The organism is Autumnicola patrickiae (assembly GCF_031846525.1).
GTDB classification, from domain to species: domain Bacteria; phylum Bacteroidota; class Bacteroidia; order Flavobacteriales; family Flavobacteriaceae; genus Autumnicola; species Autumnicola patrickiae.
Genome location: NZ_JAVRHM010000008.1, coordinates 85,194 through 100,254, shown reverse-complemented (window position 1 = coordinate 100,254; position 15,061 = coordinate 85,194). Strand labels below are relative to the sequence as shown.

At 37.2% G+C, this 15,061-nt stretch carries 11 protein-coding genes; 3 read left to right on the top strand and 8 right to left on the bottom strand.

What is annotated here, in order from left to right; genetic code table 11:
* Positions 1 to 2: 2 nt before the first annotated feature.
* The 5 genes from thrC to RM549_RS08630 form a co-directional block, all read right to left on the bottom strand.
* On the bottom strand, positions 3 to 1,298 hold the full coding sequence (thrC, locus tag RM549_RS08650) for a threonine synthase (protein ID WP_311683792.1): 1,296 nt from the start codon (positions 1,296 to 1,298) through the stop codon (positions 3 to 5).
* Complete coding sequence (locus tag RM549_RS08645) at positions 1,298 to 2,218, bottom strand: homoserine kinase (RefSeq protein WP_311683790.1); 921 nt, start codon at positions 2,216 to 2,218, stop codon at positions 1,298 to 1,300. The genes thrC and RM549_RS08645 overlap by 1 nt, the downstream gene beginning before the upstream one ends.
* A 4-nt stretch (positions 2,219 to 2,222) precedes the next feature.
* On the bottom strand, positions 2,223 to 4,670 hold the full coding sequence (gene thrA, locus RM549_RS08640; protein WP_311683788.1) for a bifunctional aspartate kinase/homoserine dehydrogenase I: 2,448 nt from the start codon (positions 4,668 to 4,670) through the stop codon (positions 2,223 to 2,225).
* Between the two features lie 346 nt (positions 4,671 to 5,016).
* A complete protein-coding gene (locus RM549_RS08635; protein WP_311683786.1) occupies positions 5,017 to 6,480 on the bottom strand; it encodes a magnesium chelatase in 1,464 nt (487 codons plus the stop codon).
* A gap of 10 nt (positions 6,481 to 6,490) precedes the next feature.
* Complete coding sequence (locus RM549_RS08630; protein WP_432264709.1) at positions 6,491 to 7,621, bottom strand: vWA domain-containing protein; 1,131 nt, start codon at positions 7,619 to 7,621, stop codon at positions 6,491 to 6,493.
* A gap of 184 nt (positions 7,622 to 7,805) precedes the next feature.
* Here RM549_RS08630 and RM549_RS08625 point away from each other — a divergent pair, with 184 nt between their 5' ends.
* Positions 7,806 to 8,627 (top strand): phosphatase PAP2 family protein, encoded by an 822-nt coding sequence (locus RM549_RS08625; protein WP_311683784.1) that lies wholly within the window; start codon positions 7,806 to 7,808, stop codon positions 8,625 to 8,627.
* Between the two features lie 16 nt (positions 8,628 to 8,643).
* Entirely contained in the window at positions 8,644 to 9,720 is a 1,077-nt protein-coding gene (locus RM549_RS08620) for an endonuclease/exonuclease/phosphatase family protein (RefSeq protein WP_311683782.1), read from the top strand.
* Positions 9,721 to 9,722: 2 nt separating this feature from the next.
* On the opposite strand, the gene RM549_RS08615 is transcribed toward RM549_RS08620, so the two are convergent.
* Positions 9,723 to 11,072 carry a capsule assembly Wzi family protein gene (locus RM549_RS08615; RefSeq protein WP_311683781.1) on the bottom strand — a complete coding sequence of 450 codons (1,350 nt, stop codon included), beginning with the start codon at positions 11,070 to 11,072 and terminating at the stop codon, positions 9,723 to 9,725.
* Positions 11,073 to 11,134: 62 nt separating this feature from the next.
* On the opposite strand from RM549_RS08615, the gene RM549_RS08610 reads away from it, so the two are divergent.
* Positions 11,135 to 11,881 carry a tyrosine-protein phosphatase gene (locus RM549_RS08610; protein WP_311683780.1) on the top strand — a complete coding sequence of 249 codons (747 nt, stop codon included), beginning with the start codon at positions 11,135 to 11,137 and terminating at the stop codon, positions 11,879 to 11,881.
* Between the two features lie 8 nt (positions 11,882 to 11,889).
* On the opposite strand, the gene RM549_RS08605 is transcribed toward RM549_RS08610, so the two are convergent.
* Both RM549_RS08605 and RM549_RS08600 read right to left on the bottom strand, forming a co-directional pair.
* Positions 11,890 to 14,286, bottom strand: a complete 2,397-nt coding sequence (locus RM549_RS08605) for a GumC family protein (protein WP_311683778.1) — start codon at positions 14,284 to 14,286, stop codon at positions 11,890 to 11,892.
* Between the two features lie 6 nt (positions 14,287 to 14,292).
* Positions 14,293 to 15,048: a polysaccharide biosynthesis/export family protein gene (locus RM549_RS08600; RefSeq protein WP_311683776.1), complete on the bottom strand. Its 756-nt coding sequence runs from the start codon at positions 15,046 to 15,048 to the stop codon at positions 14,293 to 14,295.
* Between the last annotated feature and the right edge of the window lie 13 nt (positions 15,049 to 15,061).

Here is a 15,061-nt window from a genome sequence, read left to right as displayed (position 1 = left end):
TCCTATGACAATAAGTAAGATTTAAGCTCATCATAATCACTAATCTGATGAGATTTTTTCTCTTTGTGTATGATACCTTCAATGGAATCAGGAATAGCAACTTTTTGCCCTATCGCTTCTTCCACAGTGTCTAAAAACTTAACAGGATGTGCCGTTTCAAGAAATATTCCGTAGTAATCTTTATTTTGTTTGAGAAATTCTTGTAGCCCTAGATAACCTATAGCGCCGTGCGGATCCATCACATATCCTGTTTTGTCGAAAACTTCTTTAATGGTCATTTTTGTGGCCAGATCATCAAAACTATAAGAAGATAAATGCTCCTTCAGATTTCCGAATTCATTCTGAAAAAGTTCCAGCACCCTTACAAAATTGCTTGGATTCCCAACATCCATAGCATTAGAAATGGTTTGGACGCTCGCTTTAGGCTGATAATTGCCATTTGTGAGGTATCGCGTAACTACATTATTTGCGTTATTGGAAGCGATGAAATGATCTATAGGCAATCCCATTTCCCTGGCTAAAAGTCCGGCGCAGATATTGCCGAAATTACCGCTAGGCACCGAAAATGCCAATTTTCGGTCATTATTTGCCAGTTGTTTATAAGCCAGGAAGTAATAAAACATTTGCGGCAGCCAACGCGCAACGTTTATAGAATTCGCGGAAGTCAGTTGTCTTTTTTGCTGAATTTCATCATCCAGAAAAGCCCTTTTCACCATATCCTGACACTGGTCAAAAGCACCGTCCACTTCCAAGGCGACAATATTCTGCCCCAGGGTCGTTAGTTGCTTTTCCTGGATTTCACTTACTTTTCCTTTAGGATAAAGAATCACCACGTCGATACCTTCCACACCAAGAAAACCATTCGCTACCGCGCCACCCGTATCTCCAGACGTTGCCACAAGCACAGTAATATTTCCAAGTTTTCCCTTTTTGATAAAGTATCCAAGACTGCCCGCCATAAAACGTGCTCCCACATCTTTAAAAGCCAAGGTAGGACCGTGGAAAAGTTCCAGGCTGCCCACATTTTTTTCCACATCAACAACAGGAAAATCGAAGTCCAGCGTATCAGCAATAATATCTTTTAAAGCGGAATCGCTTATTTCGTCACCCACATAATTTTTAATCGCTTCAAAAGCAATCTCCGTTTTATCCATAGATTGGATATTACTGAAGAAGTATTTTGGAAGTTTTTGAATTTTCTGCGGAAAATATAAACCCTTATCTGGTGCGAGGCCTCTTACCACTGCATTTTCAAAATTGGAGGTATGCTCCCTGTTATTTAAACTGAAGTAATTCATTATAGTATTTTTATCCCCTCTGTATTAATTTTTGAAAGATGAAGTTCGAACGCTATATCTTTGGATTTATAGAAGTCATTTATTGCGGCTTTCACATTTTCAGCTTTTTCGTTGCCTTTGCAAAGGGCAAAAACTGAAGGACCCGAACCTGAAATTCCGAAGCCTAAGGCTCCTTTATCCATCACAACCTGCTTTAAATCATCAAAATAAGGAATTAAGATCGACCTGATTGGTTCAACAACCTCGTCCTTAAGGCTTCTCCCCAGCAGTTCATAATCTTCAGTATAAAGCGCGCTAACAAAAGCTCCTAAATTTCCCCACTGGGAAATAGCCTTTTTAAGGCTTACGCTCTGCTTAATGATAGACCTGGAATCCTTTGTTTTTATTTCAATTAAAGGATGTAGTACGACCATGCGCAATTCAGAAGGAGAAGGAAGATTTATCACCTCCAAAGGATCGTAACTTTTTACAAGACTAAAACCGCCCAGCAGTGCCGGTGCCACGTTATCTGCATGTGCATTGCCACTGGCGAGCCGTTCCCCTTCCATAGCAAAAGGGATTAATTCGTTTGCGCTGAATCGTTCTCCGAGTAACTTATTAATGGCGAAAACAGCACCGGCAGAACTGGCAGCACTGCTGCCAATTCCGCTTCCTGCTTTTATTTTTTTATAAATTTCAATATCAAATCCCTGCTTGCTACTTAATTCCTCAAGCAAGGCTTTAGCTGCAACCCCGGCAACATTCTTATCTGTTTCCAGAGGTAAATCCTGTCCTGTAATTTTGGTAATTCTAACCTCCCCAAGATCATTCTTTCTGATGAGCATTTCGTCACCAACGGAGTCCAGGCAACAGCCTAGAACATCAAATCCACAGGAGAGGTTGGCAACAGTGGCCGGGGAAAAAATTCTGATTTCATCCATGATCCTATTTTTTTCCTATCCGAATTACATCAGCAAAAATTCCTGAAGCAGTAACATCTGCACCCGCGCCGGCACCTTTAACGATGAGCGGCTGCTGGCTATATCTATCAGTGAAGAATAATACGATATTATCGCTTCCGCTTAAGTTATAAAAAGGATGATCTGAGCCTACTTCCTGAAGCCCCACTTTGGCCTTACCATCTTCCAGTTGTGCAACGTATTTTAGCTGAGCGTTATTCTTTTCGGCACTTTTATAGATCTGCTGGAACTCAGGTTCATCTCTTTTCAGTAATTCAAAGAATTTCTCATTATTCTCGGAATTAAGACTTTCCTGCGAAAGGAAATCTTCTCTTTCGATATCTCCAAGTTCCATTCTCAAACCACTTTCGCGGGCAAGAATTAGAATCTTACGGGCAACGTCCACTCCACTAAGGTCAATTTTTGGATCAGGTTCTGTATAACCCTCCTTCATTGCCATTTCTACTGTTTTGTAAAAAGGCTCGGTCGCATTATAAGTATTGAACACAAAATTAAGACTTCCTGAAAGTACCGCCTGGATCTTCTGAATTCTATCTCCTGAAGCTATCAGGTTTTTTAGCGTATCGATAATTGGCAATCCGGCACCTACGTTGGTTTCATATAAAAATGAAGCCCCATATTCCCGCGCCAGATTTTGTAATTGCTGATAATTGGCAAAATCATCGGCACATGCAATTTTGTTACAGGTGACCACAGAAATAGAATTAGCCAGATATTCTTTGTACCAGGAAGCAATCTCTGCACTGGCGGTATTATCTACAAAAATGCTGTTACGCAAATTCAGTTTATTTACTTTATCAAAGAAGCCCTGCTTATTTGCTGTTTCTCCATTTTCCAGTGCTTCCTGCCAGTTATTGATATCTATGCCGTCTTCATTAAAAGCCATTTTTCGGGAGTTAGAAAGCCCCAGAATTCTCACTTTTAATCTGAGTTTTTCAAGCAGATATTTTTCCTGTTTCTGAAACTGGGCGAGTAATTTGCCTCCAACATTACCAACACCGGTGATGAACAGATTTAGTTCTTTTGACGGAACCTCGAAAAACTGTTCGTGTAGCGTATTGAGTGCTTTTTTCACATCTTTCTTTGCAATTACTGCAGAAATATTACGCTCTGAAGATCCCTGTGCGATCGCCCTTATGTTTATATTGTTATTCCCAAGCGCGCTGAACATCTTCCCGCTCAATCCATGATGACTTTTCATGCTGTCACCAACCAAAGCCACGATCGCTACATTTTCTTCGATATGTACAGGACGGATTTTCTTCTGTTCAATTTCTACTTCAAAAGCTGTATCGAGTGCTTCCTTGGCAGCTTCAGCTTCATCATCTTTTACTGCGATGCAGATACTATGTTCTGAAGAAGCCTGGGTAATAAGTACTACGTTGATATTTTCCTGGAAAAGAACTTCAAAAAAGCGTTTAGAGAATCCTGGTATACCCACCATACCACTACCTTCAATATTCAGCAGTTTAATAGAATCTATATGGGTAATCCCGGTAACCCAACGGAAATTTTCTTTACTGGATTTGGAGATTACTGTTCCCTCCTCTTCAGTCTTAAATGTATTTTTTATATGAATTTTTATCTGCTTGTCAAGTAGTGGCTGCAGAGTTGGAGGATATAATACTTTCGCTCCAAAATGAGACAATTCCATCGCCTCTTCATAAGAAATATTCTTCAATGGATAGGCCTGTGAAACCAGACTTGGATTTGCAGTGTACATTCCGTTTACATCGGTATAGATGAATAACTCTTCCACATCCAGCGCTCCCGCAAAAATAGCTGCTGTAAAATCTGATCCACCACGACCAAGGGTACTTGGAACTCCCTGAAAAGTCTTTGCAACAAACCCAGGAACCACAAAAAGTTCGTTATTCTTATTTGAAAAGTAATTCTGGATATTCTTGTAGGTCTCCTCGTAACTTACCTGAACCTTTTCGTTTGTATTTCTACAAACAACGAGTTCACGGGAATCTACAAAGTTTACCTCTGCCTCAATACTCTTAAAATATTCAGCAATAATTAAAGAGGAAAGAATTTCCCCAAATCCCGAAACCACGTGTTTCGTTTTATTGGAAAGTTCATTTAATAGAAAAACTCCTTCATACAAGGTTTCCAAACGATTAAACTCGTTTTTTACTTTGCTCAAAATACCGCTCTGGGATTGTACAGGAATTAATGCCTTTACCGCATCGAGATGTCTTTTTTCATTTTTTGCAAGAATTTCCTTATAAGCTATGTCTTCTTTTGAAGCTAATTCAGCCATATAAAGGAGATCGTTGGTGACGCCACCAAATGCTGAGAAAACAGCAATGGTTGGATCTGTTTTTAAATGTTTCTGAACAGTTTCAGCTACTAATTTTATACGGTCGGGAGAGGCCAAAGAAGAACCTCCGAATTTGAGAATATTCATAATTTTTTAAAGTTGTCGTGTATGATTTTTTTGAAATCGATTTTACCAATATATAGGTACGGACGGAAGTTTATATATATAATTACCCCAAAGGGGTAATACGAGAAATAATCATCATAGTAATAGTGCCTGATGCAGAAATTGCAGGAAAGAAGAAATTGTTACTATTAATGGTATTAGTGCTCATGATTTTGGCTAAACTCGTGATAAAATTATATAATTTTATGTGTAAAAAAAACAAAAAAGCAATATTCAGTTCATAATTATGAATTTCTTTGTTAGAGCAAAAAAAAATACCTGATCTTTAACAAAATCAGGTATTTCTTAAGATTTCAAGAAGTGAATTTTATAATCCGCTTATGTAACTTCCATACAGATCTTTAAACTGGACACCTTTAGTAAATCTATGCTTACTAAGTTTCTTGTATTCTACCAAGCCCCAAAGCAGAAATTCCTTAAGAAAGTAACTTTCTTCTTTACTAACTTCCGGTTGATGCTTTTTTATAAGATCATTTAAAGGCTTAATGGAATCAAGCCTTTTTTTATACTCTTCATCTGAAAGATCATCTGGTAACTCAAAGCCACTCTCTTCAAAAAACCATTCCACCAGCTCATCGTAAGGGCTTGAATCTTCTGCTTTTTGCAGCTTCTCCACTTTAGGGAAATATAGCGGAAACAGAGTTTTTACAGCATCACCTAATAATTCCAAAGCCACCGCAGCCGCTCCTTCCTGTTCTCCTTCATACACTAATTCTACTTTTCCTGTTATTGACGGTATCACACCCAGGAAATCTCCAAACCTCAAAAGTGTCTTTTCATCTCCAGATTTAAGCGTACGTCGCTCTGCTGTACTAAGTAGATTTTCATACGCCGTGATGCTCATCCTGGCACTAATCCCGCTTTTTTCGTCAATAAATTCACTTTCCCTGGCTTCAAAACTAATTTGTTCCAGTAGATCTTTAGCTAATTCCGGAACATAAACTAAGTCACTTTGTCTCTTGTCAAGCTTCGCCTCCTGTTGGGTAATTGTTTTGGCTATCTCGATAGTTTCCGGATAATGGGTAAGAATTTGTGAACCAATCCTGTCTTTTAACGGAGTCACGATACTACCGCGATTAGTATAATCTTCAGGGTTTGCTGTAAAAACGAATTGCAGATCCAAAGGAAGTCTAAGTTTAAAACCTCTTATCTGGATATCACCTTCCTGCAAAATATTAAACAGCGCAACCTGAATCCTCGCCTGCAGGTCTGGCAGCTCATTAATCACAAAAATACTGCGGTTTGCACGGGGAATCATTCCGAAGTGGATCACACGATCATCTGCATAACTCAATTTTAAATTTGCAGCCTTTATAGGATCCACATCACCAATTAAATCGGCAACCGTAACATCTGGTGTTGCTAACTTTTCAAAAAATCTTTCTTCCCTATGTATCCACGTAACCGGAGTGTTATCTCCGTTTTCTAATATTTTTTCCCTTGCGAAGCGGGAAATAGGATTCAGTGGATCATCATTAATTTCGGAACCTTCAACAACAGGCATATATTCATCAAGCAGGTTCACCATTAACCTGGCAAGACGGGTTTTCGCTTGTCCGCGTAAGCCAAGGAGATTTATATTGTGCTTCGAAAGAATTGCCCTTTCCAGTTCTGGAATCACAGTGTTCTCGTAGCCGTGAATACCTTCGAAAGCTGACTCCTTATTTTTTATTTTCTGAATGAGATTTTGCCGAAGCTCCTCTTTTATACTTTTACTTTTATATCCTGAAGATTTAAGTTCCCCAAGCGTGCTAATATTTTTAATACTCATCTTTTTCTTTTTAACCTTTAATTCTTTTTTTGCGATTGGCTTCATAATCTTCAAATATCATTTCCCCAAGACCTTTTAACCCAGTAAAAAATGCTTTTCCCTGATTAGCATTAGTAAATTCCCTCACAAATTGTGTCAGATACGGATCCTGAGCGATCATAAACGTAGTAATTGGAACATGTAGTTTCCTTGCCTGCCTCGCTGCATTGTAACATTTGTCCACTATATAAGGATCAAGACCCATGCTATTCTTGTAGTATGAACCGTCACGTTCCCTTATGCAACTAGGTTTGCCATCTGTGATCATGAAAATCTGCTTGTTCGTGTTACGTTTTCTCCTTAGAAGATCCATAGCCAATTGCAAGCCTGCTACGGTGTTGGTATGATAAGGACCAACGTTTAAATAAGGTAAATCTGCAATAGAAATTGGCCAGGCATCATTTCCGAAAACAAGGATGTCCAGCGTGTCTTTAGGATAGCGAGTTGTAATGAGTTCGGCAAGGGCCATAGCAACTTTTTTGGCCGGAGTGATCCTGTCTTCGCCGTACAAAATCATGCTATGACTAATGTCGATCATTAATACGGTACTCATCTGAGACTTAAAATGAGTTTCCTCTACCACAAGATCATCCTGGGTCATTTCGAAGTTTCCGATACCATTGTTGATTTGGGCATTCCGGAGACTCTCAGTCATGGAGATACTATCCAAAGAATCACCGAATTGGTAATCCCGAAAATCACCAGTATGCTCGTCCCCTCTTCCAATCCTATTAGTACGGTGGTTGCCGGCAGTACCTTTCTTCAATTTTCCGAAGATTTGGTCAAGGGCCTGCTGTCTGATTGCTCTTTCGGTTTTAGCTGTTATGGCCATTCCGCCACTGCCATCTGGTTCTATTTCTTCACGGATGTAGCCTTTCTTTTTAAGGTCTTCTACAAAATCATCTATGGTATAATCCTCATCGGTGAGTTTGTACTCTTTATCCAGCTGCTCAAGCCATTCCAGAGCTTCATCAAGATCACCCGAAGTATGAGTGATAAGTTCTTTAAAGATTTCAAAAAGTTTTTCAAAAGGTGTTTTGAAAGGTTCTTCATATTTCTTGAATATAAAGCCATTCGTCTTCATTTTATTTCTCTTCATCATTTTCTAAATTTAAGGTATTTTGTACAGAAACGGAAAAACTATTATCTTGAACATGATTTAATATTTTGTTAATAGAAGGATAGAGTTTTCTTAATTCTATGGACATCCTTCTACGTATTTAATAATTTCGCTTCTCTATGTCTTTATACAGATCTACAATAAAATTTCTTTTAAATTATTAGATATGCGACACTTCTTTTGTTTAATTCTATGTCTATGCTTAAGCTTTCCGGTTAACTCCCAAAGTTCTTCTTCCCCTTATAAAACTGACGTATGGAAAGATGGGGCATGGATTACCGCGGGTCTGGGATTAAATGTAGCAGGTGTTTTACTAATTCAAAATAAGGATGAATTGACTGAAGCTGACATTGCTGCCATTGATAAGGATGATATTTGGGCAATAGATCGTTGGGCGGCAGGAAATAGTTCAAAAAGAGCAGATGAGTTAAGTTATATACCTTTTTACACCTCTTTTGCCCTACCGTTATTATTTCTGGCAGGTGAAGACGAAAGGAGTAATTTTGGTCAGATCTCTGTTTTATTCGTTGAAACAATGGCCACTACTGGCGCGCTCTTCACCTTAACAGCTGGTGCAGTACAACGAAGCAGACCTCTGGTTTATAATGAATCCCTTCCTATGGGTGAGCGAACAGATAGCGATGCGCAACGATCATTTTTTGCCGGACATACTGCAGCTACTGCAGCAGCAACATTTTTTACAGCTAAAGTTTTTCAGGATTTTAACCCGGATTCCCCTGCTTTACCTTATGTTTGGACAGGAGCGGCGGTAATTCCGGCATTTGTGGGATACCTTAGAATGGAAGGAGGGAAACATTTTATAAGTGATAACCTGGTAGGACTGGGGATTGGAGCTGCTTGCGGAATTTTAATTCCTGAAATCCACAAAACTAAAAATGAAAGCGTAAGTTTATACCCAACAGCCCAATTTAATTTAAATGGAACAGGAATTAACTCCAGGGGTATAGGTGTTTCTTATAGCTTTTAAAATCAGATACTAGTCAATGCAGATAGCAGAAATAATTCTTCTTTTTCTATCTTTTATAATGATGATTCCTACTCTAGCCTCCCTTACGAGGTTTGATCACTGGTGGATTCGAGGGTTTGATTTTCCTAGGGTTCAGATTTCTCTCTTACTCGTGCTACTCATTTTAATATCGATTATCCTTTATTCCTTTGAGGAACCCTGGCAATTTATTATTTTACTTGCGCTTTTCCTTAGTCTTCTTTATCAGATAAAAAAAATATTTCCGTTTACACCTCTGGCAAAAAAAGATGTGCTGCAATTTTCTGGTAGTAAATCCAGCAGAAACCTGTCTATTCTTGTTAGTAATGTACTTACTCAGAATACGAACTATGGTAAACTATTAAAACTGGTAAAAGATAGAAACCCGGACATTTTATTAACTCTGGAAAGTGACAAGCGCTGGGAAGAAGAACTTGAAGTACTGGAAAAAGACTATCCTTATACAGTAAAGGTGCCCCAGGATAATTTATATGGTATGCACCTTTACTCAAAACTCAAACTGGAGGAGGAAAAAGTGCGCTATATAGTTCAGGATGATATTCCCTCTATTGATGGTTACCTGCGACTCGACGAAAATTTTAGAATAAGATTTCATTGCCTGCATCCTATGCCTCCCAGTCCGTCAGAGGCAGATACTTCTACTAATCGTGATGCTGAACTTCTTATGCTGGGGAGGGATATCAGACCAGATAAAGAATCTGTTGTAGTCTTCGGCGATTTAAATGATGTCGCCTGGTCAAGAACAACTAAATTATTTAAAAAAATGAGCGGACTTCTTGACCCCAGAGTAGGCAGAGGCTTTTTCAATACTTTTCATGCAGATTACTTTCTTTTAAGATGGCCTTTGGATCATATTTTCCACAGTAATGATTTTACCTTAATTGATATCGCCAGTGAACGGCATATAGGTTCTGATCATTTTCCTATGTTCATCAAATTAAACTATGAACCCAGGGCGGAAAATATACAGCAAACACCTGAAGCCGATAAAGAAGACAAAAAAAGGGTGGAAGAAAAAATAGATGATGCTAATCCTCGTGAACAAGAGGTTTAAACCTAATAAAGTGTTTTGGTCAAAAGAATACCCGCCCCTACATTAGCCGGTGCATTAGAAATAATATCTGCACCTACCTGAATATTTATATTTAGATTGTTTAAATTATAAACCTCAACTTCCAGAAAAGAGGAAAGAATTTTATTGTCTAGGACATCATTCCCTTTATATCCGTAATTTATTCTATAGCTATTTAAAAGCTTATAAGGGTAAGAATTAAAAGCCATACCTGTTATACCTAAATGATGAGCCACAAGAGTATTATTATACACCCGGATTCTATTATCATTCATTGTTATAAATGGCATTCCTATAATCCTATTTTCGTAAGTCCATCCAGATTTGTAAAGATTATGGGAGAAATAATTATCATCTCCATCAGTGGTTCCACTACCCTCACTCTGGTCTAAGGTATAATAAAGCTCATACATAAGGGCCTTTATCCAATTATTTTCAGAGAGTTTATAAGTGTCTTCTATAAAAATACCATAACGACCATCAGGAGTATTAAATAACATCCGTCCGGATCCATCTTCAAAGAGATGATTGTATAGCAATTCGATCTTATAATCGCTCAATTCCGTTTTTAGCTTTACCTCATAGCTGCCAATCTGATTACCCTCTGCATTTTCTGCGACTCCAGCTTCATTATCTCCCTGTCCCCCCAGAAAAATACGTAAGTAATCTTCCCATCCATCTGACAATTTTCCATATTCAGGAGAAACTCCTGCCCACTGAACAAAGTGTTGTAATCCAGCAGAAAGCTGGAAGTTACCAGCCGATTTGTAAACCAGGTTAAAACTTTTATGGTGAACACGAACATTCTGAACAAAACGCTCATCATCTAAATAGTACTCACCAAAAGAACCTGTAAAACCAATTCCATGGTCATTAAAAAGAAACACAGGCTTAGTCGTTTCTATTCGAAATCCTAGAAGAGGCCTGGCATTTAAGGACCATAATATACTTTCATTACTGGCACTTAGGCCAAGGAATAATTCTTCCCTTTGTTTTCTACCCGCTGTTATATTCAGCCAGGAATTTTCAAAACTTAAATATGATTCATCAAATTTTAATTTACTATTATAACCATCGTGATATAATAGCCCCATTCCGACTTCAATTGAAGCATTTTCAGTAATAAAATATTGAGCTTCTCCATTTATCCAGCCTGTAAGGTTCGAAGATTCATTTACTCTTCCTCTTTTATTACTATGAATCCAAAAAGGTGATTCTTCCTTTGAGTATGCAGTACCATAAGAATTTATGTCCAGAGAATACTGAAGGTTCTGTGAAGTGGCCTTAAATTGTATAAAAAAAATTAAAACAAAAAGAATCTTTAAGGACTTCATAGAATAGGTGGTAAGTTCGGGCACCGCGAAAAGGTTTATCGGGATAAAATTATGTAATTTTGTTGAGTAAAAATAAAGAGATGCTTTCGATTTTTCAGAAAAAACGGTATTTAGCAGATAATTTAGATGGTTTTACTGATTTTCATAATCATCTTCTCCCAGGCATAGACGATGGTTCAAATTCTGTGGAAGAAACCATAAATTTAATTTCAGAATTTGGCAAATTTGGGGTTAAAAATTTTGTTTCCACACCCCATGTAATGGGAGAATATTATCCCAATACCCCTGAAACAATTAATGAGGCTTTAAATTTAGCTAAAACTAATCTACCTGCAACAATAAATATAAAAGCAGCGGCAGAATATATGATGGATCAGCATTTCCTTGAAATCTTAGAATCTAACCAAATTCTTTCTATTAACGACAAACATGTTTTAGTTGAGATGTCATACTTTCAGCCACCAATAAATATAAATGAAATTTTGTTTAAGCTTCAGAACAAATCATTTAAACCAATCTTAGCTCATCCAGAAAGATATCCTTATTTATATTCAAAAAGCCTTCACAAATTTGAAGAGTTAAAATCCAGAGGTTGTAGATTACAGCTTAATATGTTATCACTCACACGCCATTATGGACCTGGAATCCAGAAAATAGCTATGCAATTATTAGAAAAAGGACTAATTGACTTTTTAAGTAGTGACTGTCACAGAATGGAACATCTAATCAAGATACAAACTATACGTTTACCTTATAAAAAAATGAATCTACTTCATCCTGTTCTTGAAAACAGCAAAAATTTATTTTAATTATTGCATCATTTAAAAGGGTTCTTAAAGATTCTTTTGAGTTTACTACTATCTTCATCCTGTCCATAACCATAACCATAACCATAGGAATATCCGTATTGAGCACCATAAGAGAACTTGGAATAATCAACATCATTAAGAATAACTGCCAAACCTTTGAGTTTCCCCTGCTGCTTTAATTCCTTTGGGAAATCCAGCAACTTCTTTTCTGTATGCTCTGCTCGCGTCACATATACGGTAGTATCGGCAAGTGGGCTAATTAGGAGAGTATCAGTAACGATCATTGTAGGAGCAGTATCTACGATTACATAATCATATTCATAGACCGCAAAATCCAATAACTTCTTCATTCTGTCATTCATAAAAAGTTCTGCCGGATTAGGAGGTATTGAACCGGATAATATAATATCCACCTTTATTCCTTCTTCTTGTGAGCTTACAATTAAATCACTTTCAGAAATATCGTAATTATAAAGATAATCGGAAAGTCCTTTCTCTGAAATAAGGTTCTGTGTATAGCGATGTAACTTAGGGTTTCTAATATCTGCGCCAATAATTAATACTTTTTTCTTTGTACTCGCAAAAGTTCTAGCGAGATTATATGAAATAAAAGTTTTCCCTTCACCTTTTATAGTAGAAGTAACAAAAATCACCTCACCTCTCTCGCTATCTTTTTTTTGAATAAGATATGCCATATTTGTTCTAAGAATCCTAAAGGATTCTGCTAAAGGTGATCTATCGTTAACTTCAATTATATCACTCTGGCCAGCTGCTATTCTCGGCACTTCCCCAATAAATGGCACATGCTTAAGTAAAGGCTGAAGATCACCTTTATGATGCACCTTGGTATCCAGAATATTTTTAATAAAAATTATAAGAATGGGAATTAAAAAGCCTATTAGAAAACCTCCTACAAGAATTAGCCATGGTTTGGGGTCAACAGGTTCATTATTAGTAAAAGCAGGATCAATAACCCTGGCGACAGAAGAAGTTGAAGCAAAGGAAATTGCAGCTTCTTCCCTTCGCTGCAAGAGAAATAAATACAATTGTTCTTTAATTTGCTGTTGGCGCTCAATACCCCTCATACCCTGTTCCAGTCCTGGAAAAGTACTAAATTCCCCTCTCGCAGTTTCCCCACGACTACTTAGCTCTCTGATTCTTACATTAATTGACTGTATTGTACTTTCAATATTTTCAAATAAATTCTTTTCAATAGAATCCAGCTGGCGGGTAATTCTAGTAATAACCGGATTCTGAAGCGTTGAATTTTGTAAAAAATCATTTCTCTCCAAAACTAAAGCATTATAAGCACCTATCTGAGTTGAAATACCAGCTTCAGAAATCCCTAAACCTGATGGTAACAATGAATATTCTTGTTCCTCTATTAATCTTTCCCGGATAGAAGCTATAAGTTCAATTTGTGTTTCTAAATTAAAAATTTCCTCTTCTACCGAAGAAACACGGGATTGGAATTCTCCAGCTCCACTTGAAACATCCATAATTTCATTTTCTCGCTTAAAGCTGGCCATCCCCCCCTCTACCGAATCTAGTTCTTCTGTTATTAATTCTAATCTGTTCTGGATAAATGAAGTTGTATTCTCGGCCACTTCCCTCTTGTTTTCTACACCTCTTCGATTAAAATGAATCATTAAGGTGTTTAGAAAATCTTCAGATTTCCTGCTCGATTCCTGTGTGAAACTTAGAGAAAGTATGTCTTTGGCCTTGCCCTTTTGTCCTATAATTAATCCTGCAATATAATCATTGGCAACCTGGCGTAAAGGTGTAATTTTAATATTTACAGAATTACTTTGAAGAAAGTTATTAATTGAATGTCCATTTCGAAGAGAAAGTGTAAATGATAATTCATTTAATGTAATCACCTCTCCTAATTGATAACTACCGTAACTCTTACCATCATAATCTTCTAATTTAAAACGCCCACCAGATTGAGGAACTACAAAAAAATTTCTAGAAATCTTATGAACAATGGAATCCGGCGTAATAAAATTTATTACAACCGGACTGGTTTTATATGCCTCCACAGTTATGATATTTCCTTCAATAAAATAAGAAATATTATGGTCAAGCTCATTCACCACTCCCTCCACAAGGCTTTTAGATTTTAAAGCCACAATTTGATTCTCCATCCCTTCATCATATGCAAAAACAGCTCCTCCTGAAGGTAGAGCATTTGCCATATTCTTCTTTTCCTCATCCACAATCATCATTGATGCTTCTGTATGAAATTTTGGAATAGTATATCTATTATACAAATAAGCCAATAAAAGACCCAAAAAGACACCAAATAATAACCATTTCCAATATGAGAGGTACTTATAAAGCTCAGCTTTAAGATCAAAAGTTGATTCTTCCTGATCAATATTAAAATCCTGCAATTCTTCCATTAAGTCTTATAAGTTATTAATAAGTAAATACAAACTGATAATTGTTGTACCAACTGAAATTATTCCTTGATAATTGGTAAAAAAACCCGCAGATTTTATTCTTCGGTAGGTAGGTTCAACATAAACAATGTCATTCTGCCTTAGATAATAATATGGACTTGAAAAAAGATTTGTCTCCGTCATATCTATTCTACCAATTGATTTTATTCCGTTCACTTCCCTTATTATCAAAATATTTTCCCTCTTTCCTGTGTAAGGAATTCCTCCTGCAGTGGCCAGAAGTTCCGGCATAGAAATTCTTCCGTCAGTAACAGGTACTCTCGCATTAACCTCTCCTAATACTGTTACATTAAAATTGACTATACGAACATCTACAACAGCATCGGTAACATATTCCCTTATTTTTTCCTGAAGAAGTTTTTGAACCCCCCCTCTAGTCTTCCCCCCTACTTTAATAGGTCCTAATATTGGAAATTGTATAAATCCTTCAGGATTCGTCAAATATCCTGTTAAAGATAAATTTCCACCTCCCCCACCTCCAGAACCTCTAGATGCCTGGTTTTGAAAAGGAGCAACAATTTCCTCTATTTCAGAAGATACATTAATCCGCAAAACATCATTTGGCTGAATGACGGGCTCATAGTCCAATAAATTTTCCATTCCCTCCAGATCTTCTGCATCTTGAAAATACACAATTTGATCACGTGTGGAACAGCTACTTAAAAACAAGATAAAAAAAGATGTAACAAGTAAAAATTTCATAATAAAAATTAAA

What these genes read in the sequence shown, in the direction of transcription:
- RM549_RS08630 (WP_432264709.1), bottom strand. Translation starts at nt 7,621, where the DNA reads ATGATGAAGAGAAATAAAATGAAGACGAATGGCTTTATATTCAAGAAA.
- RM549_RS08605 (WP_311683778.1), bottom strand. Translation starts at nt 14,286, where the DNA reads ATGGAAGAATTGCAGGATTTTAATATTGATCAGGAAGAATCAACTTTT.
- RM549_RS08635 (WP_311683786.1), bottom strand. Translation starts at nt 6,480, where the DNA reads ATGAGTATTAAAAATATTAGCACGCTTGGGGAACTTAAATCTTCAGGA.
- thrC (WP_311683792.1), bottom strand. Translation starts at nt 1,298, where the DNA reads ATGAATTACTTCAGTTTAAATAACAGGGAGCATACCTCCAATTTTGAA.
- RM549_RS08615 (WP_311683781.1), bottom strand. Translation starts at nt 11,072, where the DNA reads ATGAAGTCCTTAAAGATTCTTTTTGTTTTAATTTTTTTTATACAATTT.
- thrA (WP_311683788.1), bottom strand. Translation starts at nt 4,670, where the DNA reads ATGAATATTCTCAAATTCGGAGGTTCTTCTTTGGCCTCTCCCGACCGT.
- RM549_RS08645 (WP_311683790.1), bottom strand. Translation starts at nt 2,218, where the DNA reads ATGGATGAAATCAGAATTTTTTCCCCGGCCACTGTTGCCAACCTCTCC.
- RM549_RS08625 (WP_311683784.1), top strand. Translation starts at nt 7,806, where the DNA reads ATGCGACACTTCTTTTGTTTAATTCTATGTCTATGCTTAAGCTTTCCG.
- RM549_RS08600 (WP_311683776.1), bottom strand. Translation starts at nt 15,048, where the DNA reads ATGAAATTTTTACTTGTTACATCTTTTTTTATCTTGTTTTTAAGTAGC.
- RM549_RS08620 (WP_311683782.1), top strand. Translation starts at nt 8,644, where the DNA reads ATGCAGATAGCAGAAATAATTCTTCTTTTTCTATCTTTTATAATGATG.